The organism is Aeromonas sp. R2-4, assembly GCF_040908365.1.
GTDB classification, from domain to species: Bacteria; Pseudomonadota; Gammaproteobacteria; order Enterobacterales; family Aeromonadaceae; genus Aeromonas; species Aeromonas veronii.
Genome location: NZ_JBFODO010000018.1, coordinates 301,653 through 326,529 on the forward strand (window position 1 = coordinate 301,653; position 24,877 = coordinate 326,529).

General features: G+C 61.3%; 24 protein-coding genes and 1 tRNA gene. 13 read left to right on the top strand and 12 right to left on the bottom strand.

The window, feature by feature from the left end; genetic code table 11:
- Positions 1-7: 7 nt before the first annotated feature.
- From AB5Z05_RS09825 to hypA, 12 genes are all read left to right on the top strand, one after another.
- A complete protein-coding gene (locus AB5Z05_RS09825) occupies positions 8-565 on the top strand; it encodes a formate hydrogenlyase complex iron-sulfur subunit (protein WP_029302840.1) in 558 nt (185 codons plus the stop codon).
- Entirely contained in the window at positions 565-1,380 is an 816-nt protein-coding gene (locus AB5Z05_RS09830) for an NADH-quinone oxidoreductase subunit B family protein (protein WP_368151271.1), read from the top strand. Before AB5Z05_RS09825 ends, AB5Z05_RS09830 begins: the two co-directional genes overlap by 1 nt.
- Complete coding sequence (locus tag AB5Z05_RS09835; RefSeq protein ID WP_016350983.1) at positions 1,373-1,786, top strand: formate hydrogenlyase maturation HycH family protein; 414 nt, start codon at positions 1,373-1,375, stop codon at positions 1,784-1,786. The genes AB5Z05_RS09830 and AB5Z05_RS09835 overlap by 8 nt, the downstream gene beginning before the upstream one ends.
- Positions 1,786-2,277 (top strand): hydrogenase maturation peptidase HycI, encoded by a 492-nt coding sequence (hycI, locus tag AB5Z05_RS09840; protein WP_368151273.1) that lies wholly within the window; start codon positions 1,786-1,788, stop codon positions 2,275-2,277. The genes AB5Z05_RS09835 and hycI overlap by 1 nt, the downstream gene beginning before the upstream one ends.
- Before the next feature lie 213 nt (positions 2,278-2,490).
- Positions 2,491-2,582, top strand: a tRNA-Sec gene (locus tag AB5Z05_RS09845).
- Between the two features lie 314 nt (positions 2,583-2,896).
- The gene (gene selA, locus AB5Z05_RS09850) at positions 2,897-4,375 is read left to right on the top strand and encodes an L-seryl-tRNA(Sec) selenium transferase (protein WP_368151275.1); all 1,479 of its coding nucleotides are present in this window, start codon (positions 2,897-2,899) and stop codon (positions 4,373-4,375) included.
- A gap of 4 nt (positions 4,376-4,379) precedes the next feature.
- Positions 4,380-6,263, top strand: a complete 1,884-nt coding sequence (gene selB / locus AB5Z05_RS09855) for a selenocysteine-specific translation elongation factor (RefSeq protein WP_368151277.1) — start codon at positions 4,380-4,382, stop codon at positions 6,261-6,263.
- Positions 6,260-8,698, top strand: a complete 2,439-nt coding sequence (hypF, locus tag AB5Z05_RS09860) for a carbamoyltransferase HypF (RefSeq protein WP_368151279.1) — start codon at positions 6,260-6,262, stop codon at positions 8,696-8,698. Before selB ends, hypF begins: the two co-directional genes overlap by 4 nt.
- A gap of 5 nt (positions 8,699-8,703) precedes the next feature.
- Positions 8,704-8,955 carry a HypC/HybG/HupF family hydrogenase formation chaperone gene (locus AB5Z05_RS09865; RefSeq protein ID WP_043819819.1) on the top strand — a complete coding sequence of 84 codons (252 nt, stop codon included), beginning with the start codon at positions 8,704-8,706 and terminating at the stop codon, positions 8,953-8,955.
- Positions 8,949-10,061 carry a hydrogenase formation protein HypD gene (hypD, locus tag AB5Z05_RS09870; protein WP_368151281.1) on the top strand — a complete coding sequence of 371 codons (1,113 nt, stop codon included), beginning with the start codon at positions 8,949-8,951 and terminating at the stop codon, positions 10,059-10,061. The genes AB5Z05_RS09865 and hypD overlap by 7 nt, the downstream gene beginning before the upstream one ends.
- On the top strand, positions 10,058-11,062 hold the full coding sequence (gene hypE / locus AB5Z05_RS09875; protein ID WP_219594186.1) for a hydrogenase expression/formation protein HypE: 1,005 nt from the start codon (positions 10,058-10,060) through the stop codon (positions 11,060-11,062). Before hypD ends, hypE begins: the two co-directional genes overlap by 4 nt.
- Positions 11,063-11,131: 69 nt before the next feature.
- Entirely contained in the window at positions 11,132-11,473 is a 342-nt protein-coding gene (gene hypA, locus AB5Z05_RS09880; protein WP_219594185.1) for a hydrogenase maturation nickel metallochaperone HypA, read from the top strand.
- On the opposite strand, the gene AB5Z05_RS09885 is transcribed toward hypA, so the two are convergent.
- Positions 11,451-11,855 (bottom strand): hypothetical protein, encoded by a 405-nt coding sequence (locus tag AB5Z05_RS09885; protein WP_368151284.1) that lies wholly within the window; start codon positions 11,853-11,855, stop codon positions 11,451-11,453. The genes hypA and AB5Z05_RS09885 overlap by 23 nt on opposite strands.
- On the opposite strand from AB5Z05_RS09885, the gene hypB reads away from it, so the two are divergent.
- Positions 11,760-12,560, top strand: a complete 801-nt coding sequence (hypB, locus tag AB5Z05_RS09890) for a hydrogenase nickel incorporation protein HypB (protein ID WP_368151354.1) — start codon at positions 11,760-11,762, stop codon at positions 12,558-12,560. The genes AB5Z05_RS09885 and hypB overlap by 96 nt on opposite strands.
- Positions 12,561-12,933: 373 nt before the next feature.
- On the opposite strand, the gene AB5Z05_RS09895 is transcribed toward hypB, so the two are convergent.
- The 11 genes from AB5Z05_RS09895 to hybO all read right to left on the bottom strand — a co-directional run bounded on the left by AB5Z05_RS09895 (position 12,934) and on the right by hybO (position 24,018).
- On the bottom strand, positions 12,934-13,575 hold the full coding sequence (locus tag AB5Z05_RS09895; protein ID WP_368151286.1) for an ATP-binding cassette domain-containing protein: 642 nt from the start codon (positions 13,573-13,575) through the stop codon (positions 12,934-12,936).
- Positions 13,575-14,363, bottom strand: coding sequence for an ATP-binding cassette domain-containing protein (locus AB5Z05_RS09900; RefSeq protein ID WP_368151288.1), 789 nt, complete (start codon positions 14,361-14,363; stop codon positions 13,575-13,577). Before AB5Z05_RS09900 ends, AB5Z05_RS09895 begins: the two co-directional genes overlap by 1 nt.
- Positions 14,357-15,172, bottom strand: coding sequence for an ABC transporter permease (locus AB5Z05_RS09905; RefSeq protein WP_368151290.1), 816 nt, complete (start codon positions 15,170-15,172; stop codon positions 14,357-14,359). Before AB5Z05_RS09905 ends, AB5Z05_RS09900 begins: the two co-directional genes overlap by 7 nt.
- Positions 15,162-16,172 (bottom strand): ABC transporter permease, encoded by a 1,011-nt coding sequence (locus AB5Z05_RS09910; protein ID WP_368151292.1) that lies wholly within the window; start codon positions 16,170-16,172, stop codon positions 15,162-15,164. The genes AB5Z05_RS09905 and AB5Z05_RS09910 overlap by 11 nt, the downstream gene beginning before the upstream one ends.
- The gene (locus AB5Z05_RS09915; RefSeq protein ID WP_368151294.1) at positions 16,157-17,779 is read right to left on the bottom strand and encodes an ABC transporter substrate-binding protein; all 1,623 of its coding nucleotides are present in this window, start codon (positions 17,777-17,779) and stop codon (positions 16,157-16,159) included. The genes AB5Z05_RS09910 and AB5Z05_RS09915 overlap by 16 nt, the downstream gene beginning before the upstream one ends.
- Positions 17,780-17,910: 131 nt before the next feature.
- Positions 17,911-18,450, bottom strand: a complete 540-nt coding sequence (hybE, locus tag AB5Z05_RS09920) for a hydrogenase-2 assembly chaperone (protein ID WP_323888763.1) — start codon at positions 18,448-18,450, stop codon at positions 17,911-17,913.
- A complete protein-coding gene (locus AB5Z05_RS09925; protein WP_368151296.1) occupies positions 18,432-18,962 on the bottom strand; it encodes a HyaD/HybD family hydrogenase maturation endopeptidase in 531 nt (176 codons plus the stop codon). The genes hybE and AB5Z05_RS09925 overlap by 19 nt, the downstream gene beginning before the upstream one ends.
- Entirely contained in the window at positions 18,962-20,665 is a 1,704-nt protein-coding gene (gene hybC / locus AB5Z05_RS09930; protein ID WP_368151298.1) for a hydrogenase 2 large subunit, read from the bottom strand. Before hybC ends, AB5Z05_RS09925 begins: the two co-directional genes overlap by 1 nt.
- The gene (hybB, locus tag AB5Z05_RS09935) at positions 20,662-21,849 is read right to left on the bottom strand and encodes a Ni/Fe-hydrogenase cytochrome b subunit (RefSeq protein ID WP_033115848.1); all 1,188 of its coding nucleotides are present in this window, start codon (positions 21,847-21,849) and stop codon (positions 20,662-20,664) included. Before hybB ends, hybC begins: the two co-directional genes overlap by 4 nt.
- On the bottom strand, positions 21,842-22,882 hold the full coding sequence (gene hybA, locus AB5Z05_RS09940; RefSeq protein WP_368151300.1) for a hydrogenase 2 operon protein HybA: 1,041 nt from the start codon (positions 22,880-22,882) through the stop codon (positions 21,842-21,844). Before hybA ends, hybB begins: the two co-directional genes overlap by 8 nt.
- Before the next feature lie 2 nt (positions 22,883-22,884).
- On the bottom strand, positions 22,885-24,018 hold the full coding sequence (hybO, locus tag AB5Z05_RS09945; protein WP_368151302.1) for a hydrogenase 2 small subunit: 1,134 nt from the start codon (positions 24,016-24,018) through the stop codon (positions 22,885-22,887).
- Positions 24,019-24,877: the final 859 nt, after the last annotated feature.

The following is a 24,877-nucleotide window of genomic DNA, read 5'->3' on the forward strand; positions in this document are numbered from 1 at the left end:
GGTCATCATGATCAAGCTGTTCAAGACCATCCTCAAGGCTGGCACCCCGACCGCCAAGTACCCCTTCGCCCCTTACGAGGTGAACCGGGATTTTCGCGGCAAACCGAAATATCAGGCGGATCAGTGTATCGCCTGCGCCGCCTGCACCAAGGCCTGCCCGGCCAACGCGCTGGTGATGGAAGTGGACATGGAGACCGGCGAACGGCGCTGGGAGATCTCCATGGCGCGCTGCATCTTCTGCGGCCGTTGCGAGGAGGTCTGCCCGACCCGCGCCATCGCCCTCTCCCCCGAGTTCGAACTGGCGGTGACCAACAAGGCGGATCTCTATGAGGAGGCCCGCTTCGCGCTGGCCCCCTGCACCCTGTGCGGCACCTACTTTGCCCCGAGCAAGCTGGTGGCGCTGGTGGAGGACACCCTCAAGCAGGCGGGCACGCCGCTGGCGGCCCCGGAGCGACTGCACCACTGCCCCGACTGCAAACGAAAACAGAGCATGCTGAGCCAGCCTGACTCGGCCCTGATCACACCGATAGCCACACCGATGGCCGCACAAAAGGAGTGGATGTGATGAGCAAGATCAAAGGCATAGAACCGGTTGTCGGCCATGCCCATACCCGTGCCGTGCCGCTGGCACAGGATCCCGAGATCACCAAACTCAAGAAGACCCTGCTCAAGGACATTCGCCGCTCGGCCTATGTCTACCGGGTCGATTGCGGCGGCTGCAACGCCTGCGAGATCGAGATCTTCGCCACCATCACCCCGCTGTTCGATGCCGAGCGTTTCGGTATCAAGGTGGTCGCCTCCCCCCGCCACGCCGACATCCTGCTCTTTACCGGCGCGGTGACCCGGGCGATGCGGGTACCGGCCCTGCGCGCCTACGAGGCGGCGCCCGATCCCAAGATCTGCATCGCCTACGGCGCCTGCGGCTGTGACGGCGGCATCTTCCACGACCTCTACTGCGTCTGGGGCGGCACCGACAAGATCGTGCCGGTAGATGTCTATATCCCGGGCTGCCCTCCGACACCGGCGGCTACCATTTATGGCTTTGCCGTGGCGCTCGGTCTGCTTGAGCAGAAACTCAAAGCCACCAGCCACGAGGTGCAACCGGGTGAGCGGGTCGAACTGCGCCACACCGGCATCCCCAATGAAATCCGGGTGATGATCGAACGCGAGGCGCGCCGCATGGCCGGTTATCGTCAGGGGCGGATCATCGCCGACGAGTTTATGGCCCTGCTCGAAGGGGCGACCCAGCAGGATGTGGAGCTGCGCATCCAGAGCTACCTCGATCAGCACGACGATCCGCGCCTCTCGGAGATCGTCAACAACCTCGCAAACGCCTGCCTCAACCGGGCGGCCGGCAAGGGAGAGGCGGTACATGGCTGACGAGGTTTTCTTCTATCGCCTCTCGCGCAAGTTCGTCGACGAGCAGTTCGACGTCCCCGAGGAAGCCAAAGAGGTGATGTACTACAGCCTCGCCATCGGCCATCACCTCGGCATCGTCGATTGCCTGCGAGCAGACCTGGTCTGCTCGCTGACCGGTTATCGCGACTGGGTGGCCAAGCTGCCAGAGGGGAGCGAAGCGCGCCGCAAGATGGAGGGGTTTCTCACCTTTGGCGAGATCACCATCTATCGCGAGCACTGCCATATGCTGGCCTGCGCCTTCGACCGACTGCGCAAAGCCGACAATGTGCTCGATGAGCAGGAGCTGGGCTGGACCAATACCTTTATGGATCAGCTCACCGCCCTCTTTAACGACCCCCATATGTACCTGATGGTAAGGAGCCGCTGATGGGCTGCAATCTCGTGTTGACCGTGGGCAATGCCATGATGGGGGACGACGGTGCCGGCCCCTATCTTGCCGACAAACTGCAAGCCGCCCCCCTGTCCGGCTGGATCCATATCGACGGCGGCATCGCGCCGGAAAATGTGGTCTACAAGGTGCGGGAGCTGCAACCGGAGCGGGTGGTGCTGGTGGATGCCGCCGAGATCGGCGAGAAGGCGGGAACCCTGCAGGTGATCCCCCCCGAGACCATCGCCGAGATGTTTATCTTCTCGACCCACAATATGCCGCTCAATTTCCTGATCGACGAGCTCAAGACCTTTGTCCCCAAGGTGATCTTTGTCGGGGTACAACCGGCCATCGTGGCGTTCTCCTTCCCGATGACCGAGATGGTGAGCGAGGCGATGGATTATCTTTATCAGCATCTTGATGCCGCCAGTGACACCAGTCTGTTAATAGATAAACTGGATCAGTGGAATATTGCCAACGCCAGCCGGTGATTATTTATCGAGTTGTTAACGACCGTTATTGACCGACGGTTACGGCAATGTGATCAAGGCCCGATGTTAAATTAAAAACATCGGGCTAATTGTGCTGAACTTGATATAAAACAAGGTTCTTTGATTTTTTCAAAAAATCGCTAACTCTCGATTTTTTATGACAAAAAAAGCGTTGCCAGTCACAGAAATTTGCCACAAAATGGCGACCGTTACGGAAGTTGATGGGGTCTGGTGGCCTCCTCGGTCTTCAAAACCGATGTGAGCCGAGAAGGCTTTGGCAGGTTCGATTCCTGCCTCTTCCGCCAAATTTATCTATTGAACAAATACTCTCTCGCTGAATTCTTCGGCCTGAATGTTATTTCCATTGTTTGTTCAATATGTTTGAAGTAATACCTTAAAAAAGGTGCTTGCCGCTTGCCAATATAATCCGAACTCAGGTTATCTCGCTGGCCAAAAATTAATTTATCAGCATCGATGCAGCATTAATTTATACCCGCTCATTTATGCACCCAGTTTGCACTCATCCGCAAATCGCCAGCAGTGCCATAACCCGTCAGCTCGGCCTCTCTATCGGCAAACCGGTGCGCCTCCCGAACCCACGCACTGCACTGGTAATCCCATGCCGAACTCGTCTCACGCGCCAGCTATCCCCCACCGCCAGCCCGCATCAGGTACGGCTGCCGACGATTCACTGCCAGATTCACAGCAACAGCCCAGCCAGCAACAAACGCGCCGTTTGCCGCAAGTGGAGCAGCTGCTGCAGCAACCCTTTCTCACCGGGTTTATCGAGACGCTGAGCCGCCCGTTGGTGACCCAGGCGGTGCGCGACACCCTGAGCGAACTGCGCCAGAGCAAAGATTTTCGCCATCATGGCGTTGCCCCCGAGCAGATCGAGGCGCTGATTGCCAAGCGCTGCCGACAGCAGTTGCGCCAGCGTCAAACCCGGGTGATCAACGCCACCGGCACCCTGGTGCATACCAATCTGGGGCGTTCGCCGTTAAGTGCCGATCTGTGGGACGAGGTACGTGACCTAAACACCGGCTACAACAATCTGGAGCTGGATCTCGCCACCGGCAAACGCGGCGGGCGCAAGGGGCTGATCGCCCCCCTGCTCCATTGCCTCACCCAGGCCGAGGATTCGCTGGTGGTCAACAACAACGCCGCCTCGCTCTTTTTGCTGCTGCAGGAGGTAGCCAAGGGGCGCGAGGTGATCGTCTCGCGCGGCGAGCAGATCCAGATTGGTGGAGGCTTTCGCATTCCCGATATTCTGGCGCTCTCCGGTGCCAAACTGGTGGAGGTGGGCACTACCAATATCACTACCGCCAAAGATTACCTCGATGCCATCACCGATCAGACCGCGCTGGTACTGATGGTGCACAGATCCAATTTCGCCATTCGCGGCTTTACTGAATCCCCCGATATCGGCGAGGTGGCCCGCGCCCTGCCCGAACATGTAGTGCTGGCGGTGGATCAGGGGTCGGGCTTGACCAGCGAAGAGTTTGCACCGGATGAAACCTCGGTGCGCCAGTACATCAAGGCGGGGGCGGATCTGGTCTGCTACTCCGGTGACAAGCTCTTGGGGGGCCCGCAATCGGGCATCATCAGCGGCCGCAGCGACCTTATCAAGCGGCTGGAAAAACACCCCATGATGCGCACCTTCCGCCCGAGCCGCATCGTCTACTCCCTGCTCGAACGCCTGCTCATCCACAAGCTCAACAAATCTCCTGTCGGCGAGGGTATCGCCCAGCGCACCCTGAGCAACCCGGCAGCCATGCAGGCGAGAGCCTCCCAGCTGATGGCCGCCCTGCCCGGTTGCTTTGTGCCGGTCCCCGCCCAGCTGGTGGTAGGTGGCGGCACATTGCCGGACGAGTTCTACCCGGCCCCTGCGCTGGAGTGCACCGACCCGCGACCGGCCCAGCAGTTGCTCGACGCCCTGCGCGAACTGCCGGTGCCTGTCATCGCCACCGTGCGCCAGCAGAAGGTGCTGCTCAATATGGCGACCCTGCTGCCAGCGGAAATAGATCTGCTGATCGCCCAACTCAAGGAGTTGCTGCTGCCCGCCCCGTTCAATGCAACAAATGCGACCGAGGAGCCCTGATCCCATGACCCCCTATCGCGCCGTTATCGGTCTTGCCGGCCACGTGGATCACGGTAAAACCCTGTTGATCAAGGCCCTCACCGGCATCACCACCGCCCGCGCCCACGAGCAGGCCATCGGCATGACCCAGGATCTCGGCTTTGCCCACTTCGACGACAGTCAGGGCAACACCTTAGGCGTCATCGACGTGCCCGGCCACGAGCGCTATATCCGCAATATGGTGGCGGGGCTCTGGAGTCTGGATCTGGTGCTGCTGGTGATTGCCGCCGACGAGGGGTGGATGCCAATGACCGGCGATCACCTGCGCCTGCTCAAGGCGATGGGGGTGCCGCGCCTCTTGGTCTGCATCAACAAGTGCGATCTGGTCTCCCCTGACGAGCTTTTGCTGTTGGAAGAGAGCCTGCTGGAGCGGGTGATGGACGAGAGCGGCATGGTGCCCGATATCGTCAGCGTCAGCGCCAAAACCGGCGCCAATATGGCTGCCCTGCACACCGCCATCGTGCGCCAGCTAGCCGATCTGCCAGCCTCACACGCTGCCCGCGAGCAGGGCGCCCCGCGACTGTATGTAGATCGGGTCTTTACCGCCAATGGCACCGGCACCGTGCTTACCGGCACCTTGCAACAAGGCTGCCTCAAGGTGGGGGACAAGCTGCGCCTCTACCCCGCCGATCGGGAAGTGCAGGTGCGCTCCCTGCAGGCCTATCACCAGAGCGTCGACGAGATCGGCGCCGTCTGCCGGGTGGCGGTGGGCCTGAAAAAACTGCCCCACAAGGAGGTGGCCCGCGGCCACTGCCTTACCAACGCCGCTGGCCAGTGCGAGGCGGCAACCCACCTTATCGTGCGACTCAACGCCGAGAGCCTGAGCGGCAAGGCGCGGCGCACGCAGGAGATCGAGGTGGCCCTTGGCAGCTGGCATGGCCGGGCCCGTTTCGTGCCCATAAAGGATACCCGGCTGGCGCGGCTAATCTTTACCAGCCCCATCCCCTGCTTCTTCGGCCAGCCGCTCGCCATCATTCGCCACGGCAGTAGCGAACTGCTGCACGGCGCCCGCATCGTCTGGTGCGGCGACATCCAACCCGCCAGACGCAAGGCGCTGCACGCCCTGCTGGGCGAGCTGCCAGATGCGCTCGAACACTACAACCCGGCCACCCTGCAACTGGGGCTCAATGGCTATGTGCTGGCCAGCCGCTTTGACCAGCGGCCAGAGCAGGTCACCCCCCTCGGTGAGTGGCTGCTGGATAACTGCTGGCTGGCCCAAAGCCGCGACCAGCTGCTGGCTACGCTGGCCAGCGAACCGCTGAGTGCCGCCGAGCTGGCAACCCGCTTTGGCATCGCCCTGCCGGTCATTCAGGCCCTGCTCCAGAAGCTCAAGAGCGAGCAGCTTGTTCGCCTGCACCATGACAAGTGGCAGCAGGGCAGCGGCGAGTCGGAAGATGATCTGGGGGAAGAGGCACAGCTGGTGCTCAAGGTGGTGCGAGATCAAGGCAAGGAGGGTTACGAGCCCGGTAAACTGGGCCCCGGCGGCGTAGAGCTGGATCCCTTTATCACCCGCAAGCTGCCCGCCGCCCTGCAGCAGGGCTTGCTACAAAAAGGCGCGTTGCAAAAGCAGCTGCGCAATCTGGCACGACTCAAGTATCTGGTGCAGCTCGATGGCCCCATCTACTACGACGCCGAGCTTTACAACCAGATGGTCGCCGCCGTGCTGGCGGGCCAGCAGGTGGGAGATCTGATCGACATGGCATCCCTCAAGGAGATCACCGGCTTGTCGCGTAAATACGCCATTCCGTTCTGCCTGCGCATGGAGATGGATGGCTGGGTGCGGCGCGAGGAGAACGAGCGCCGGGTGCTGCGTTTGCCGCAGACTCAAGATGAGATGGAGCCGGCATGAGAGCTGCCACAGCCCCCTCTGGCTCTGCCAATCCTGTGGCCAACCGGCTGCGCCGCGAATTTCATATCGACGGCATCGTGCAGGGGGTCGGCTTTCGCCCCTTCGTCTATGGGCTGGCGTTGCGCCACGGCCTTGCCGGCTATGTACTGAACGATGCCAATGGCGTCACCATCGGCGCCGAAGGATCGCCCGAGCAGCTCGCCAGCTTTGCCCGCGAACTGCGGGAACTGGCGCCGCCCTTAAGCCGTATCGACCATTTCAGCGAGCGGGAACTGCCCCTCGCTCATGATCCCGGCTTCGATGGCCAATTTCATGGCCAGTTTCGAATTAAAGCCAGCCAGCAGCAGAGCGCGGCCACGGTCGCCATCTCGCCGGATCAGGGGATGTGCGAGGCATGCGCCAACGATGTGGCCAATCCCAACGATCGCCACCACCACTACCCCTTTACCAACTGCACCCACTGCGGCCCGCGCTACACCATCATCCACCGCCTCCCCTACGACCGCCCCCACACCGCCATGGCAGGCTTTGCCATGTGCCGGCGCTGTGCGGCGGCCTATGAAAACCCGCTGGATAGACGCTACCACGCCCAGCCGGTGAGCTGCCCCGAGTGTGGGCCCCACCTCAGTTGGCGAAATGGCCGTGGCGATGCCTTGGCCGAGCGCGAGGATGCCCTGCAGGCCGCGGCAAGAGCCCTGCAAGCGGGGGCGATGATTGCGGTCAAGGGGATGGGGGGTTATCACCTGATATGCGATGCCCACAATGAACAGAGTGTGGCTAGATTGCGAACACTAAAGCGGCGCGCGCGCAAGCCGCTGGCGGTGATGATGGGCTCCCTTGCCGAGGCCAAATTGCATGTCACCGGCTGCGAGGCAGAGTGGACGCTGCTCGCCTCTCAGGCCAGACCCATCACCTTGCTGCGCAAGCGAAAAAACGATGATCGACCGTCAGAATCCCAACTGACAACCGCGCCGCTGGCCGAGGGGATCGCCCCCGGCATCCCCTACCTTGGCGCCATGCTCCCCTATACCCCGCTCCATCAGCTGCTGCTGGACGCCTGCGCCATGCCGCTGGTGGCCACCAGCGCCAATGGTCGCGGCAGCCCGATCCTGATCGACTGTGAGGCAGTAGTCAGGGAACTCGGCAGCGAGATTGACGGCATCCTGGATCACAACCGCCCCATCCTGCACCCGTGCGACGACAGTCTGGTGCAGTGGGCAGGCGGGCGACGCCAGACGTTGCGCCTCGCCCGGGGCTATGCCCCCTGCACTCCCAGCCTGCAAGAGGCTGTCAAGGCGCCGCTCTTGGCTGTCGGGGCTCAACAGAAGAACCAGCTGGCGCTCGCCTTCGGTCGCCAGCGCATCTACAGCCCCTATATCGGCGATCTGCACAGCCTGCCGATGCAGGAGCACTTCGAGCAGACCCTGGCCACCTTTCGCGATCTCTACGATCTCAACCCCGAAGTTCTGGTCTCGGATCGCCACCCGGGCTATCTCAGCCATAAGTGGGCCAAAAGCTATTGCCAGAATCAAGGTGCAACCCATCTCGAGGTGCAGCACCATCACGCCCACCTGCTGGGGGTGATGGCCGAGCACAACATCACGGGCCCGGTGCTGGGTGTTGCCTTCGATGGCACCGGCCTTGGCGATGACGGCACCCTCTGGGGCGGCGAGCTGCTGATCGCAGACGTTCAGGGATTTGAGCGGGTTGCCCACCTTGCCCCCTTCAAGCTGATCGGCGGCGAGGCGGCCATCCGCGAGCCGGTACGTCAGCTGCTGGGGCTGCTGTTTGAATCGCACACTCCTGAGCAGATCAGTGCCCTCGATATTCCGTTGGTAAGCAAGCTACCTATCGAGCGGATCAGCAACCTGCACCAGCTCTGGCAGCTCGGTCGCAACGCCCCCTACACCAGCTCCATTGGTCGGCTATTCGATGCCGTGGCGGCGCTCTTGGGAGTGATCGACACCCCCGATTACGAGGGCGAAGCGGGACTCCTGCTGGAGGCGGCCGCCTTGCAGCTCACCCCCGACGAACAACCCTTCCCCCTCGCCTTTGATCTCAGCCAATCAACAGAGGGGCCACTGCAGATCGAGTGGGCAGAGCTCATCAATACCCTTGTCAGCGAGCAGAGAAAAGGCACCTCCACCGCTAGCCTGGCCGCCGGCTTTATCCGCGCCATCAGCAATCTGGTTGTTGCCCTTGCCGAGTGCTTCCCCGGCTATCCGGTGGCGCTCGGGGGCGGCGTTTTTCAAAACCGGGTGCTGATGGACCAGCTGGTGCCCGCTCTCGAAGCAGCCGGTCGGCAGGTATTGACCAGCGAAACCCTGCCACTCAATGACGGTGGCATCGCCGCCGGTCAGCTCTGGTTTGCCATCCACCATCTTGCCACGCATCAGCCTGTCACAACCGGTTGTGCCACCTTGTCGGAGTCCTGAAATTCATGTGTCTATCCATCCCCTCTCAGGTGGTGCAGCTGCACCCCGAAGATAACTGCGTCACCGTCGACACCCTGGGGGTGCAGCGGCGCGTCAGCTGCATGCTGCTCGAAGAGCCTCTCAACATTGGCGACTATGTGCTGCTCCATATCGGCTTTGTGATGAGCAAGATTGACGAAGAGGAGGCGCAGGCCAGCCTCGAGAGCTTCCGCCAGATGGTGGCCCTGATGCCCAAACAGGATATCTTGCCATGCTGACCCTCAATGACCTGTTCCAGGGCTTTCGCCAGCCCGAGGTGATCCGCGCCCTCGCCGCCCAAATCACCGAACTGGCCAAAGATCTGCCCGAACCGCTGCGGGTGATGGAGGTGTGTGGCGGCCATACCCACACCATCATGAAGTACGGCCTGCACCAGCTGCTGCCAGCCAGCATCGAGTTTGTCCATGGCCCCGGCTGTCCGGTCTGCATCATGCCCAAAGAGCGCATCGATCAGGCCATCGAGCTGGCGAGCCAGCCCAACGTCATTCTGGTCACCCTGGGGGACATGATCCGGGTACCGGGCTCCAAAGGCACGCTGGCCCAGCAACGGGCCAAGGGGAGCGATATCCGCCCGGTCTATGACCCCCTCGATGCCCTGCGTATCGCCCGTGAGAACCCTGAGAAAACCGTGGTCTTCTTCGCCATCGGTTTCGAGACCTCTACCCCGATGACCGCCGCCTTGCTGGCTGCAGCTGAAGCTGAGGGGATTGAGAACCTCCTGTTTCATATCAACCATGTGCTGGTGCCGCCCGCCATTCATGCGGTGATGGCCGACGGGGTCGCCAAGGTGAACGCCTTTATCGGCCCCTCCCACGTCAGCGTCATCACAGGCGCCGATATCTACCTGCCCATCGTCGATCGCTATCAGGTGCCGGTGGTGGTGAGCGGCTTCGAGCCAGTGGATGTGATGGAGGCGCTGCTGATGATGGTGCGCCAGAAGGTGGAGGGTCGCTACGCGCTGGAGGTGCAGTACACCCGCGCCGTGACTGCCAGCGGTAATAAAGCCGCCCAGCGGCTGGTCGAGCGCTTTTTCGAGACCCGCGATCACTTTCGCTGGCGAGGTCTGGGGGATATCAACGCCTCCGCCCTGCGCCTGCGCGATGCCTTTGCCAAGCGCGATGCGGAGCGCCACTTCCAACTGGACCAGACCCCCATCGATGACCACAAGGCGTGCCAGTGCGCCGATATCCTGCGCGGCTTGGCCAAGCCCAACCAGTGCAAAGTCTTTGGCCGGGGCTGCACCCCGACCCAGCCCATGGGCAGCTGCATGGTCAGCTCCGAAGGGGCCTGCAATGCCTACTACCGATATATGGGGATCCAATGAGAGAAATTCAGTTAAGCCACGGCGGCGGCGGCGTCGAGATGAATCAGCTGATCAACCAGCTCTTCTTTCGCCACTTTGGCAACGAGATCCTGCTGCGCGGTGAAGATGCCGCCCATCTGCCGGTGAGCGGCCCCGTTGCCTTCACCACCGACAGCTTTACCGTCTCGCCGCTCTTCTTCGAGGGGGGCGATATCGGCAAGCTGGCCATCGCCGGTACGGTCAACGATCTCGCCATGATGGGGGCCAAGCCCGAGTATCTGAGCTGCAGCTTTATCATCGAGGAAGGCTTCCCCTACGCCGATCTGGCCCGCATCGTCGAGTCGATGGCGGCCGAGCTTGCCAAGAGCGGTGCCCGCATCGTCTGCGGCGACACCAAGGTGGTGCCCAAGGGAGCGGCCGACAAGATCTTTATCAACACCAGCGGGGTCGGCACCTTTCCGCGGCCTGAGCAGAGCCGGGGCATCTCGGTACGCAACCTCAAAGCCGGTGACGCCATTCTTGTGTCGCGGGATATCGGCAGCCACGGCGCCTGTATCCTGATGGCCCGTGACGCCCTGCAACTGGGGTCGGAGCTCAAGAGCGACTGCACCACCCTCTGGCCGCAGGTCGAAGCGCTGCTAAAAGCGGGGATTACCCCTCACGCCCTGCGCGATGCCACCCGTGGTGGCCTCGCCGCCGTGCTCAACGAGTGGAGCAGCGCCTCCGGCGTTGCCATCGAGCTGGAGGAGTCCGCCATTCCGGTGTGCGATCCGGTGCGTGGCCTGTGCGAGCTCTACGGTTTCGAGCCCCATGATCTCGCCAACGAGGGAACCATGGTACTGGCCCTGCCTGCTGAACAGGCGCAGGACGCGCTGGGCATCTTGCGACAATTCAACCCCGCAGCCAGCCAGATCGGCGTGGTGCAGGCAAGCGATCGCCACAAGGTGATCCTCAACAACCCCTGGGGTAGCCGCCGTTATCTGGAGCTACCGCAAGGGGAACTACTGCCGCGGATCTGTTGAGCGGCCATGCCGTTCCGTCAATTACAGGGAGGAGTCACTGTTCCTCCCCATATGGGTTAAGGAGCCACCATGCACGAAATGTCTCTGGCCATGGCTGCCATCGATCTGGCGGCCGAACAGGCCACCCAGCGGGGCTTTAACAAGGTGACCGCCCTCTGGCTCGAGGTCGGCAGCTTCTCCTGCGTCGACCCGGACACCATTGCCTTCTGTTTCGAGGCGGCCGCCAAGGGCACCGCTGTCGAAGGGGCCCAGCTTCACTTTCAGCACCAGGCGGCAGAGGCCTGGTGTTACGACTGCAACCAGACGGTCACCCTCACCGAGCGCGGGCAGGCCTGCCCTGGGTGTAGCGGATACAAATTACGAGTCGCGCAGGGTGATAGCCTGCGCATCACCGACATCGAGGTAAGTTGATATGTGTAGCGTATGCGGATGCGGCCAGGCGCGGATCGCCGGCCATGAGCACGATCATGAGCATCATCACGAACATGAACATCACCATAAACATGGTCATGAGCCCCATCACCACCATGACCACGAGCAGAGCGCACCGCGCACCCTGATCATTCACCACCACTATCACCATCAGGGGGATGTCCATCACCACTACCACGGGGTGCGGGCTCCCATAAGCCATGAGGGGCATGATCAGCTGCATGAGCACCACCATGATCACCCCCACGACCATCATCATGGTCATATCAACTCTCATGACCACGGCCATTCCCACGCGCATCCCCATGACCATGACCATGACCATGACCATGACCATGACCATGACCATGACCATGACCATCAGCAGGGTGATCTGCACTACGGCAAAGGGGAAGCGGGATTGTCGGTGCCCGGCATGGGGCAGCGTCAGCTGATCGCCATCGAGATGGATGTGCTGGCCAAGAACAACAAACTGGCCGCCCACAACCGCGAGCACTTCGACGAAGCAGCCCAGCTGGTGCTTAACCTGGTGTCGAGCCCGGGTTCAGGCAAGACCACTTTGCTGTGCGAAACCTTGCGCCAGCTGGCCGACAAGCGCCCCTGTGCGGTGATCGAAGGGGATCAGCAGACAAGCAGAGATGCGGATCGCATCCGTGCCACCGGTGTCCCTGCCGTGCAGATCAACACCGGCAAGGGTTGCCATCTGGATGCCAAAATGGTCCACGACGCCTGCCACCAGCTGCCCGCCAATGAAGGGGGCATCCTCTTTATCGAGAACGTCGGCAATCTGGTCTGCCCCGCCAGCTTCGATCTTGGCGAGAAGTACAAGGTGGCGATCCTCTCCGTCACCGAGGGGGAAGAGAAGCCCCTCAAGTACCCGGACATGTTTGCCGCCGCCCAGCTGATGGTGATCAACAAGATCGATCTGCTGCCCTACGTCAGCTTTGACGTGGCCCGCTGCATCGAGAACGCCAAACGGGTCAACCCCTATATTCAGGTGCTCCAGGTCAGCGCCACTACAGGCGAAGGGATGGATGCCTGGCTTAACTGGCTGGCCAGTGCCTGAACCGGTTAAACGCCGCTGATAACGGTAGAAAACAAGAGAGGGAGGCTGATGCCTCCCTCTCTTTTATCTGCGAATCTTGCCCGCCGTGCTATCTGTCCAGAGTGGCCAGCGTTTCATACTCGCCCCCCTCACCCTGGCCCTCTCCCCAGGGAGAGGGAATCGGTTTGTGGATGCCGCATTCCGCTCCCTGTCTCAACAGGGAAAGGGGAACCTATTCATGGATGCTGGCTATATGCTCGAAATATTCGCCCCAGAGAGCCTGCGATCATACAACCAGAACCGGTTTCCCAAACCCCGAATCTGGCGAGATGGCACGTTCTGCTCCCTTCTCCCCTTGCGGGAGAAGGGCTGGGGATGAGGGGGAAGCCAATCCTCAGGCCGCGCTACGGGCCATCGCCTCCTGCTCCGCAGGCGCCTCACCAAAGCGCAGCACCCGATGGCAGATCTGGCGCAGCAGCGCCTGTTGGTGACTAAAAATCAGGATGCCAAGCCCGCGCTGCTCGCACTCACGCATTAACTCCTGCCAAATATGGCGCTGGATTTGCGGATCCAGCTGGGCGGTCACCTCGTCGGCAATCAGCAACCGGGTGCGAGGATCGAGGGCGCGCAGCAGCGCGATGCGGGCCAGCTCGCCACCGGAGAGCTGGCCGGGTTTACGACCGAGCCATTCAGGCTTGACCATAAAGCGGGCCAGCATGGCCTCATCGGGGCACCATACGTCCCACAACGCCTGCCCGGTGGTGCGATAGGGATTGAAAGTGAGTTCCGGGTGCTGGGGCACCAGCTGGATGGGGTTATAGCCTTTTACCTGTTCAGGCACCGGCAGCCCATCCAGCAGGAGCTGCCCGCCTGCCCGAACAGGCTGCCAACTCGCCAATACCCGCCCCAGCGTGGTCTTGCCATAACCGCTCGGGGCGGAGATGCCGAGCCGTTCGCCCGCTTTCACCGTCAGCGATAACCCCTGCCAGAGGGGTCGCTCCCCCTGGGCGATGGTGAGATTTCGTACTTCAAACATCAGGAAACCTCCGGCACAGAGAAGAGCGCATTGAACTCGGGCAGCGCCTGCCAGTGGGCGCGGAGCATCTCGCTCCCCTGCCCCTGGCGCAGATGATGGCAACTCAAGGTATCGCTCACCTGCCCCTGATGCAGCGCCACAATGCGATCGGCAAAGCGGGCCGCCAGCGCCAGATCGTGGGTCACCCAGAGGATACCGCTGCCATGATTGGCCAATTCACGCAACTGGCCGAGCAGCAGACAGGCCAGCCCCTCGTCGAGCCAGGCGGTGATCTCGTCTGCCAGAATGTAGCGGGCACCGCCGAGCGCCGCAGTGCAGGCCAGAATGCGCTTGGCCATGCCGCCGGAGAGCTGGCGCGGATAGCGGTCCAGAGTGGCAGCTGGCAGCTGGTAGCGCAGCAGTTGCTCGCCGAGCCGCTCGCGAGAACCGCTCTGGCCGCAGAGGCGTGCCGCACGCCCCAGTTGACGCTCCACCGTCAGCAATGGATTGAGGGCGCTTACCCCCTGTGGCACATAGCAGAGGGTGTGGCCGCGCAGACGGGCGCGGCTGGCATCGCACAGGGGCGTGCCATCGAGGGAGATGGCGCCGCGCATCCGCAGGTTGTCCGGCAGCAGGGTCAGGGCGCTTTGCAGCAGCAGGCTCTTGCCCTCGCCACTCCCCCCCACCAGCGCCACTATCTCCCCCGGCGCCAATTGCAGGCTGATATCGGTCAGCAATGGCTGCCAGCTGCGCCGCCCCAGCCAGGAGTAGTGGGCCGCCTCTATGGTCACCTGATCAAAACTCAGCATGGTTCACTCCTGTGCCACAGCAGCTGTTGCAGGGCGCGGGTAGCCTGATCAAACAGCAGAACCAGCAGCAGCAACATCAGACCGGGGAAAAGGGCCAGCCACCAGCCGCCACCGGCCAGATAACGCAGGGCATCGGCCAGCAGCAGACCCAGCGAAGCCTCGTGGGCCGCCAGACCAAAGCCGAGAAAGCTCAAGGCCGCGCTGTGCAGCACCGCATGGGGAAACATCAGCAGGGTGCCGATAAACCACTGGGGCAACAGCCCCGGCAGCAGGTGGGTGCGCCAGCGACGCAGCGCCCCCATCCCCTGACAGCGGGCCAGCACCACGTAGTCGCTGCAGGCGATCCGCCGCGCTTCTGCGCAGAGAATGAGCGCCAGCTTGGGCCAGTGGGTCAGCGCCACCGCCAGGATCACCCCGCGCATACCGCCCCCCACGGTAAAGCAGATCAGGATCAGCAGCAGCATATGGGGCAGCGCCAGCATGGCGTCGATGAGCAGCCGCACCGCCACATCGCATCTGGAATGAATGAGCGACACGCTTGCCGCTACCATGGCCAGCAGCCCGCTACAGAGCGCCGTGCTGATGCCAAGCTCCAGACTGGTGAGGGTGCCCTGAAAGGCCCGCAACCAGAGATCACGCCCCATCTGATCGGTACCGAACCAGTGGGTCAGCGAGGGAGGCTGCTGGCGCGCCAGCAGATCCATTGGCACATCCTGATGAGAGAGGCTCCAGCCGTAAGCAGCCAGCAGCGCCAATCCGAGCAGGGCAAAAACCAGCCGCAGTATGGAGGGAAGCGGATTAAACAGCATGCTCACCCTCCCAGCCCCGATTGATGCGGGCCAGCAGCAAACTGGCCACCGTATTGCCAATAAAGACCAGCAGGGTGCAGAAGAGCACGATTCCCATCAGCAAGGGGATATCGCCCCGCAGCCCCGCATCCACGGTGGCCTGGCCGAGCCCCGGGTAGGAGAAGACCTTTTCGGCCAACAGCGATCCGCCAATCAGCTCGCCAAGGGAGGCAAACTGCAGACAGAGCGCCGGGGTCAGGGCGTGGCGCAGCACGTGAAAACGCAGCATCGGCCAGCCGCCATCCCCCTGAGCGCGGGCATAGCGGATAAAGTCGCTCTCCAGCACCTCGGCCACCCGCTCCCGGGTGTGCAGGGCAATATTGCCCACCCCGAGCAGGGCGAGCGTGGTTACCGGCAGCAGCAGATGGCGCGCTCGCATAACCCAATCAACCTCATCGGCGGAGAGGCCCGGCGTCCAGGCGCAGCAGACTGGCAGTAGCGGCCAGTGCACCGCAAACAGGGCGAGCAGCAACAGGCCGACCCAGAAGGTGGGCAAGGAGGCAAGCAGGTAGGCAAAACGGCAAATCAGGCGATCGGGCCAGCGGTTGAGATAGCGACCGGCGCAGAGGCCCAGCACAATGCCGAAAAAACCGGAGAGCAGCCAGGCGCCCGCCAGCAGTAGGAAGGAGGCAGCAAAGCGCTGGCCAATGACCTCACCCACCGGTGCGTTGTAGAGCATGGAGTAGCCGAGATCCCCCCGCAGCACCTGGGTAAACCAGTGCCAGTAGCGCAGCCAGAGCGGCTGATCCAGCCCCCAGCGAGCGGCAATGCGGGCGTACTGCTCCGGCGGCACATGGAGCAGGTCGTTGCCGATATAGGCCTTGATGGGGTCGATGGGGGAGTAACTCAGCAGCACAAAGGTGGCGACCGAGACCAGACATAACAGCCCTGCCAGACGCAGCAGGGCTTTTAGCAACAGATAACCGGAGTGACTCAAGGGCGAACTTAACGGCACGTCCACCGCCAATCCTGCAGGTTGTTGAGCAGGGACCAGCTACCGTGGATTTCCGGCGCCCCCTTGCCAAGATCGATGCAACGGTTGGCGAGATAGGTGTGCTGCACGTTTAGCAGCCAGGCCCAGGCCGCATCTCCCTGCACTCCGGCGCCGGTCTTGCCATCCCACTCCACCTGCTGCCAGAACGGCACGGCCGCCTGCCAGTTCGGGGCATCCAGCGCCTGCTTGAGGTGGCTATCCACCACAGGGTTGCTGTAGTAGCCCGGATTGTAGAACTCCACGCCACCGGAGCCGCTCTGGTAGTGGTGATAGAGCTCCATGGGATCCAGACTCCCCCACCCCATCAGCACCGGATTGGCGTGCATCTCCCGCTCCACCTGCTCCCAGCTGCCGGACTTGAGGCTCACCTCAAGACCGATGGGTTTGAGCATGGCCCGCACCGCTTCCGCCAAATCCCGGCGGGTGCTGTCACCGCTGGTGTACCAGAGGGTAAAGGCGGCGCGCAGGTCGCCCTTGTGGCGAATGCCGTCACTGCCCATTTTCCAGCCCGCCTCGTCGAGCAGGGCATTGGCGTGGGCAGCATCGCCATCCTTGAAGGCGGTGGCTTTATTCAGCCAGGGCAAGCCTTCTACCGCGCTGTAGGCGGGGATGGCGTGCCCTTCCAGCAGCTGGTCGGCCAGCAACTTGCGGTCGATGGCGTAGTTGATGGCACGGCGCACCGCCACGTGCGAGGTCACGTCGTTGCCGATGGGATAACCCTTGGCATCCTTGCCACCCGCAGGCGGAATAGGGAAGACGATGCCACGGTTCTCCACGCTCGGTCGCACCCACAGCTTGAGGGAAGCTGGCACGGTGGGCGCCAGCGACGGGGCGATGCGCACCACATCGAGCTGGCTGCTCTGGGCGGCGGCATAGGCGCTCTCTTCATCGATAAAGACAAACACCAGCCGTTTGAAGTCATTGTTGCCACCGGCGTAATAGGGGTTCGCCTCCACCACCAGTTGCTGGCCGGGCAGGAAGCTTACCAGCCGGTAAGGGCCGGCACCGACCGGCTTTTGGGCATACGCTTTTGCGTCGTAATCCCGCTTCGACACTATCCCCAAGGATCCCAGCACGTTGACAAAGGTGCTCTGGGGGGCACTCAGGGTGATGGCCACCTCGGTGGGTGAGAGTACCTTGGCCGAGACAAAGTTGCCCATGTCGATCTTGCCGCCGCCCTTGGCCGCGCTGTTGTAGGTAAAGGCCACATCTTCGGCGGTGAGCGGCGCGCCGTTGGAGAATTTCAGGTCAGGCTTGAGAGTAATGAGCCACCCCTTGCCATCCTTGTTCGGGGTCACCGATTGGGTGAGCACATTCTGCCAACTGAGATCGGCACTATCGCCAGCAATCTGTTTGAGCAGCGGGCTGTGCAGCAGCAGGTAGCTGCCGTGGCTCCAGCCAAGCAGAGGGTCAAACCCTTCGGTGGGTTCGGCACCGATGGCGAGCTTGAGCTCGGCAGGCACAGGTTGGGCAGCGGCCAGCGCCGCGTGAGAGGCAGTGCCCAGCAGCAGGGTCAACAGGGCGGTAGCGCTGGATCTGGCGTAATGGCGAAGGGAATTGCGTGGAACAGTCATGGGGATCCTTCTTGTTTTGTACCACTCACGGATCATCACTCAAAAAAGAGGCGCAATGCGTGTCTGAACATGGGAGTGAGGGGCCAAAATGGCCCCCTATTCTAAACTTGATTTCGCGTGAAACCTAGCGACTATGCCGGTTGACCGCGCCGGGCACCGAATAGCCGTCTGCGACCCAGATCCACGCCGCCAGCCCCTTGCTGCACCGGCAAGGAGAGCAGCATCTTGAGGGTGCTGCTCACCAGTGAGCGCCCCTCCCCGGCACCGAGATGGGGATCGAGCGGCGACATCAGGGAGCAGGCCAGCAGCTGACCACTTTCGGGCAATTCACCCACCATAAAGGTCATGTTGCCGCAAGGGAGCTGCAGGGCGAGCCGATCGCTGCTGCTGCGCACCGGCCAGAGTTGATCTGGCCCCGGCAGCACCACCACGCTCAACATCCAGGGGGTGAGCACGCAGCCGAGCCACTGGTCTTCAAACAACGTGCACTCCGCCACTATGGGCATGGTGGCGTGATAGAAGGGCAACGCCTGCATCTCTTCGCGAGCGATCCGCTCATACTGGGCTACCAGCAGAGGAGCGGGATTGATGGCAAAACCGGCAAACTCCTGTGCCGTCTCCGGTACTCTCTCCAGCACTCTCTCAGCCTCGCTTAAATGGGACTGCGCCATAGGCCCTCCCGCGCTTGTTCAGCTTTCTCCTGCTCAGAGAGCGGGATGGCGGGGGCACCGACACTGGCCAACAGGGTCAAAATCCGATCCGTCGCCTCCCCCATGGCCGCCGCCACCACAGGGGTAAGGCCGATACGCGGTTCGAGGGATTCGGGCTCGACCCCGATCAGGGTGAGCCGCTTGGGCGACTCCCCCGTCATATGCAGCGCCGAGAGCACATCCGCCAGCCCCAGCTGATGGGGGGAGATCTTGCGGCCAAACAGGGTCGGGATCTCCTCATCTTTCAGAGTCACTACGGTGCCCGGCGGATTACCGCTGCTCACCGCATCCGCCAAAATGATGTGATCGCGACTGGCCATCGCTTCGAGCAATTCCATGCCGGCTGTACCGCCATCGAGCAGCTCGATACCGGGGGCAAAACGGTAGTTGCGCCCCAGCGCCTCGACAATGCGCACCCCCACCGCCTCGTCACTCAACAGCAGGTTGCCGACGCCCAAGATCAAGGTGTTCATCACAGCACCTTCACCTGGGTCGTTTCGCCATTCTGGGTATCCACCACGTGGACCGCACAGGACATACAGGGGTCGAACGAGTGGATGGTGCGCACCACCTCCAGCGGTTTGGCGGGATCCGCCACCGGGGTGCCCACCAGCGATTGCTCGTAGGGGCCGGGCTCATCGTTGAAGTTGCGCGGGCCCGAGTTCCAGGTCGATGGCACCACCGCCTGATAGTTCTCGATCTTGCCGCCCTTGATGACGATCCAGTGGGAGAGCATGCCGCGCGGTGCCTCTTCAAAGCCCACCCCGCGAAACTCCTTGTTCGCCGGGATCTCGGCCTTGATATAGGCGGTGGTGTCCCCCTTGCCGATGTTGTCCACCAGCGCCTTCCACTGGTGCGCCAGAGTATCTTTGAGCACACAGCAGCGCACCGCGCGACCGATGATGCGACCCATGGTGGAGTGCAGCTGTTCGGTCTTGATGGCAGAGCCGGTGAGCGCCTTGTAGATGCCATTCAGATGATCGAAGTGCGCCACCGTCTCCGGGTGCTTGGCGGCCAGTTTAACCAGCAAGTCTGCAAGCGGCCCCACCTCCACCACCTTGCCGTAGAAGGTGGGGGATTTGACCCAGGAGTATTTACCGTCATCCTGCCAGCCGGTGTAATCGGGCTCGGTCTTGCCCTCCCAAGGTTTGAGGGGGGCGTCATCCTTGTACCAGGCGTGCTTGTTGCTCTCGGCGATGCCGTCCATCAGCCAGCCATCCTGATGGCTCTCGATGGGGCGATAACCCGCCAGATTGCCATTCTCGATATAGCCGCCCGGCATCAGGAAGCTGCCGCCGTTGGCGTCGGTGGGGAGCTCCGGCACGCTCAGGTAGTGCTTGGCCCCCTGCCCCAGACTCAGCCACTCGGAGTAGTGGGCGGCTATGATGGCGGCATCTACCTTGTAAACCTGCTCGATAAACTCGCCGAGCCGGTCGATAAAGCTCTTCACATAGAGCAGCCGCTCCAGGTTGAGCACACTCGGTGCATCCAGATTGATGGGGTTGGCCACGCCGCCCACCGCCAGATTCTGGATGTGCGGGCTCTTGCCACCGAGGATGGCGACGATGCGGTTGGCATCGCGCTGGCACTCAAGTGCCTGCAGGTAGTGGGCCACGGCGATGAGGTTTACCTCCGGGCTCAGCTTCATCTCCTTGTGACCCCAGTAGCCGTTGGCAAAGATGCCGAGCTGGCCGCTCGCCACCAGTGCGCGGATCTTGTCCTGCACCTTGGTCAGTTCATCGGCACTGTTGAGGGACCAGGTTGATACCCCCTTGAGCATGTCCGCCGCTTTTTGCGGATTGGCCTCAAGGGCCGCGGTGATGTCCACCCAGTCCAGCGCGGAGAGCTGATAGAAGTGAACGATGTGATCGTGGATGTTGTGGGCCGCAATGATGAGGTTGCGGATGTACTGGGCGTTGACCGGCACCTTGGCGCCGATGGCGTTCTCCACGGCCCGCACCGAGGCGATGGCGTGGATGGAGGTACATACCCCGCAGATGCGCTGCACTATCATCCAGGCATCGCGCGGGTCGTTGCCCTTGACGATCTCCTCCATGCCGCGCCACATGGTGCCGGACGACCAGGCTTTGGTGACAACGCCGCCTTCGATTTCACAGTCGATACGCAGGTGACCCTCGATACGGGTGATGGGGTCTATGGTGATACGTTGGCTCATACGTTGGCTTTCCCTCGGGCCTGATAATCTTGGTGAACACGTTCAAGTGATGGCAGTACCGGCAACAGCCGGATCAGCAGCAAATAGGCACACACTTCGATGGCAACAAAGCCAAGGGAGATCAGCACCTCCGTCGCGGAGGGGAAATAGTGGTAGCCATTGCCGGGGTTGAAGGCGATCAGGGAGTAATCCAGTCGCCAGAGGGCTGCGCCCAGCAGCATGCTGAGAGCCCCCAGAAAGAGCATGCGCGAGTCCCGGCGGCTCTTGTCCCAATGGAACACCAGCAGCGGGAAGATCATCAGCGCGATCTCGCTCCAGAACAGAATGGAGTAGCGGTTGAACTCGGAGAGGTACTCCGACTTGTCGTGGATGACGATCTCGGCAAAGCGCAGCGCCACAAACAGGATCAGGAAGATGTCGATCACCTGGGTCAGTTTGTAGAAGAGCGGCTTCTCGTTGGGGCCACGCCCCGCCAATCCCGCCTGCACCAGAGACCCCTCAAACACCACGATGGAGAAGCCCATGATGAAGGCGGTCAGCAGCGAAAAGACCGGCAGCAGCTCATAGCTTTGCCAGAGCGGATGGATCTTCTCCCCCGCCACTATCATCAAAGAGCCCATCGAGGATTGGTGCATGGTGGGCAGCAGTGCCCCCAGCGCCAAGATGAAGAACATGATCTTGTTGAGTCGCGCCATGGAGGTTTTCCAGCCGAACTTCTCCAAGAGCACGGGCGCAAACTCCAGCGCCATCACCCCGATATAGATGGTCATGCAAACCGCCGTCTCGAACAGCACCGAGGAGGTGTTGAAGTGACCGGGCAGATAGAAGTACGGCAGGTTCCAGTAACGGCCGACGTCGATGGTGATGGAGAGACCGCCCAGCGAGTAGCCGAACAGGCTCGCCAACAGGGCCGGTCGCACCAGCGGGTGATACTCGCCCCGGTTGAATACGTAAACCGCCCAGGCCAGCGCCCAACCACCGCAGGCGAAACCGGTACCGATCAAGAGGTCAAAGGAGATCCAGAGACCCCAAGGATAACCCCCGTTCAGATCGGTCACCGAGCCCAACCCGAAGATCAGGCGCTTGAGGATAAGCATGCCGCACAGCACCGCAAAGGGTGCCAGCACCAGCACAGGCCAGCTGACCAGCTTGCCGCCAAGGGGATGTGCCTTGTGGTTACTCATGATCCTTACCCCCCTGTTGTTTCCCTTGATCGACCGACGTTCCCTTGCCCTGAGCGTGACCATCGTGATGATCGTGACCGTTCTTGGTGTTGCGACGGATAAGGACGGAGAGACCGGTCAGCACCACCATTGGCAGCACCATTCCCTTGTAAAGGGTGTGCTGGATATGCTCCGAGCGCGCCCCGGAGGAGAGCTCCGGAAGATCGGGCATGTCGAGCTTGGTGTAGGGCACCCCGGCCAGCACCAGCACCTGGGTGCCGCCCCCCTCCTTCTCGCCATAGACATAAGGCTGGTAGTTGGGCACTTCGTGCAGGTAGGGGTCGTTGGCCTTGAGGGTCTGGCGCGGGTAGGCATATTCGCTGCCCGGGGTCGCCAGCAGGCGACGCCTGGCCTCAGCCATCAGCTCCTCCCGGGTGCCGAAGATGACGGCGCCTGTCGGGCACACCTCGACACAGCCGGGCAATTTGCCGTGATCAATCCGTTCAAGCCCCTTCTGGTTGCAGAGCTCGCACTTGTGGATCGCCCCAAACGGGTTGTCGTAGTCATATTTGGGCACGTCGAACGGGCAGCCCACCATGCAGTAACGGCAACCGGTACAGACGCTCGGGTCGTAGTGAACGATGCCGGTCTTGGGATCTTTTTTAAGGGCCTGCACCGGGCAGACGGAAACACAGTTGGGATCGACGCAGTGCATGCACTGCTTCTTGATGTAGGCGTAGCCATCCACCAGCTGATCCTTGTGCTCGCCCGCGCCGCTCTTCCACACCTGAATGATGTTGTTGGTGTAGGGGCTCAGCTTGTCGTTGTTGGACCAGGTCTGCTCGCCCGCCGGATTGGCCGGGTTGCCGTTAAGGCGCTGGCACTCCGCCACGCAAGCCTGACAACCGACACAGAGGGTGGAGTCGTAGAGCATGCCAAGCGCACCGGGAATGGGTGGCTTGTTTTTGGCAGCCGCCAGGGCTGTGCCGGGCACAGTGGCCCCGGCTGCCAGCGCGCCGACGGAGGCAAATTTGAGGAAGTTGCGTCTGTTCACGGTTACTCCTCCCGTGACGGATGCTGCCCGGCTTCATGGCGCTTCTGCTGGCGACCGAGTTCACGTACCGTCATCAGACTCACCCCGACCAGCACCCCGAGGGCACCGCCGATCAGCGCGGTGGAAGTGGGAGAGATATGACCCCCTTCCTGAATGGCTACATCGGGCTTGTTGACCCGCGGGGTCGGGTTCTCGACCTTGGCAAGCTGGAAGATCCCCTTGCTAAAACCGACCCCCTGCTCGTTACAGCCATAACAGGGGTGACCGATGCCGACCGGCCAGATGCCACCGCCCACATCGCAGAACTCCAGGGTCGAGCAGTTGCCGTAGGTCTCCGGCCCTTTGCAACCCAGATGGTAGAGACACCAACCCTGACGGTGACCCTCATCTCCAAACTCCTTGGCAAAACGCCCTGCGTCGAAGTGCGGACGACGCTCGCAGTTCTCGTGGATCAGACGCTCATAGGCAAACAGCGGACGCTTCTTGCTATCCAGCGCCGGCAGCTTGCCGTAGGTGATGTAGTAGGCAACCGTGGTGAGGAAGTTGTGGGGATTGGGCGGACAGCCCGGGATATTGATGATGGGAGTGCCGATATTGCCGAGCGCCTCTTCCAAGCTGACCGCACCGGTCGGGTTGCCGCCGCTCGCAGGCACACCGCCCCAGGCAGCACAGGAGCCTATGGCGATCACCGCAGCCGCGTCGGCGGCAGCACGGCGAATATGGTCGACGATAGGCTCACCGGCCACCATGCAGTAGACGCCACCATCTTTGAGCGGAATGGAGCCATCCACTACCAGCACATACTTGCCTTTATAGCGCTTGATGGCGTTGTGCTTGTTCTCTTCCGCCTGATGACCAAAGGCCGCCGAGAGTACCTCGTGGTACTCCAGCGAAATGGTGTTGAGGATCAGGTTCTCGATGGTGGGGTGGGTGGCGCGCAGCAGCGATTCGGTACAACCGGTGCACTCCTGCGCCCCAATCCAGATCACCGGCGGCCGTTCGGGGCTGGTGAGCGCAGTGGCCATCTTGGCGACGGCATGCTGACTTAATCCCAGGGTTGCGGCCATCCCGGCACACAATTTCATAAAATCACGGCGATTAATCCCATGAGCCGATAAAAAATTATCCTCGACCATTCTACTTATTCCCGTAGTGAGCACTTGTTTGATAAATGCTTAATAGCGGAAATGCTAAGGACTCACCCACCCTGCAGTATTGATCTCTATCAATTTCGACCGGCTTACCCCTATTTTCATAGCGAGCCACATCACAAATGAAATTAATTACCCCCTAAGAGATATTTAGCGATACCGTAAATTTTATGAACTTAATTGGATATTAAATAATTAATCACCGCATATCCTCTCTTTCACTGTGAGCCAAATTAACATGATTGAAATCTTGGCTATACCGCTCATTTCACAATACTGATGCCCACCCATAAATGATCCATTGAATATATCTTTACTCATCTCATTGCATATTTCATGCAGTCATCCACGGGACAACCTCCTGACTTGCCTCCCCACACCAGAACTGTCTCACGGCCAGCTGCCACCGGTAGCAAGCACGGCCTGCACGGCACAGTTTACCTGCTGTCGCTTGGTTTCAGTTTGCATTTAGCCTGCACTGGACGGCGATGATTGCTTCTGCTAACCCACACAGTACAACCCCGCTTGGCCTCCCTGCCGTTTAACACAGCTTAGTGAAAAGATGCCGCCGAGGTATGCATATCAATACGCTCCCCCCCACTCTTTATTGTCTTGGATGCTGGTGAGTAAAATATCGCGATCACGGATATGTTTACGCATCATCGTGAATCTGCATTCAAATTAATGGTGAGAGAAAAGGCAAGGTGGAAGGCTGCCTACAACATAGTGATCATATTTAACTCGCGATGCATTCGCTCATCCGGTTACAGATGTTACCGCCCACCTTCACACTATTTACCTTCACGTCACCCTGCGTAATTAACCAGAACGTAAATATCCATCC

Coding starts and splice junctions, on each gene's coding strand:
- hybE (WP_323888763.1), bottom strand. CDS start 18,450: ATGGCGCAGTCCCATTTAAGCGAGGCTGAGAGAGTGCTGGAGAGAGTA.
- AB5Z05_RS09830 (WP_368151271.1), top strand. CDS start 565: ATGAGCAAGATCAAAGGCATAGAACCGGTTGTCGGCCATGCCCATACC.
- hypD (WP_368151281.1), top strand. CDS start 8,949: ATGCTGACCCTCAATGACCTGTTCCAGGGCTTTCGCCAGCCCGAGGTG.
- hybC (WP_368151298.1), bottom strand. CDS start 20,665: ATGAGCCAACGTATCACCATAGACCCCATCACCCGTATCGAGGGTCAC.
- selB (WP_368151277.1), top strand. CDS start 4,380: ATGACCCCCTATCGCGCCGTTATCGGTCTTGCCGGCCACGTGGATCAC.
- hybB (WP_033115848.1), bottom strand. CDS start 21,849: ATGAGTAACCACAAGGCACATCCCCTTGGCGGCAAGCTGGTCAGCTGG.
- AB5Z05_RS09900 (WP_368151288.1), bottom strand. CDS start 14,363: ATGCTGAGTTTTGATCAGGTGACCATAGAGGCGGCCCACTACTCCTGG.
- AB5Z05_RS09925 (WP_368151296.1), bottom strand. CDS start 18,962: ATGAACACCTTGATCTTGGGCGTCGGCAACCTGCTGTTGAGTGACGAG.
- AB5Z05_RS09825 (WP_029302840.1), top strand. CDS start 8: ATGATCAAGCTGTTCAAGACCATCCTCAAGGCTGGCACCCCGACCGCC.
- hybO (WP_368151302.1), bottom strand. CDS start 24,018: ATGGTCGAGGATAATTTTTTATCGGCTCATGGGATTAATCGCCGTGAT.
- hypE (WP_219594186.1), top strand. CDS start 10,058: ATGAGAGAAATTCAGTTAAGCCACGGCGGCGGCGGCGTCGAGATGAAT.
- AB5Z05_RS09905 (WP_368151290.1), bottom strand. CDS start 15,172: ATGCTGTTTAATCCGCTTCCCTCCATACTGCGGCTGGTTTTTGCCCTG.
- AB5Z05_RS09865 (WP_043819819.1), top strand. CDS start 8,704: ATGTGTCTATCCATCCCCTCTCAGGTGGTGCAGCTGCACCCCGAAGAT.
- hypF (WP_368151279.1), top strand. CDS start 6,260: ATGAGAGCTGCCACAGCCCCCTCTGGCTCTGCCAATCCTGTGGCCAAC.
- hypA (WP_219594185.1), top strand. CDS start 11,132: ATGCACGAAATGTCTCTGGCCATGGCTGCCATCGATCTGGCGGCCGAA.
- AB5Z05_RS09835 (WP_016350983.1), top strand. CDS start 1,373: ATGGCTGACGAGGTTTTCTTCTATCGCCTCTCGCGCAAGTTCGTCGAC.
- AB5Z05_RS09915 (WP_368151294.1), bottom strand. CDS start 17,779: ATGACTGTTCCACGCAATTCCCTTCGCCATTACGCCAGATCCAGCGCT.
- hycI (WP_368151273.1), top strand. CDS start 1,786: ATGGGCTGCAATCTCGTGTTGACCGTGGGCAATGCCATGATGGGGGAC.
- selA (WP_368151275.1), top strand. CDS start 2,897: ATGCCGAACTCGTCTCACGCGCCAGCTATCCCCCACCGCCAGCCCGCA.
- AB5Z05_RS09895 (WP_368151286.1), bottom strand. CDS start 13,575: ATGTTTGAAGTACGAAATCTCACCATCGCCCAGGGGGAGCGACCCCTC.
- AB5Z05_RS09885 (WP_368151284.1), bottom strand. CDS start 11,855: ATGGTCATGGTCATGGTCATGGTCATGGTCATGGTCATGGTCATGGTC.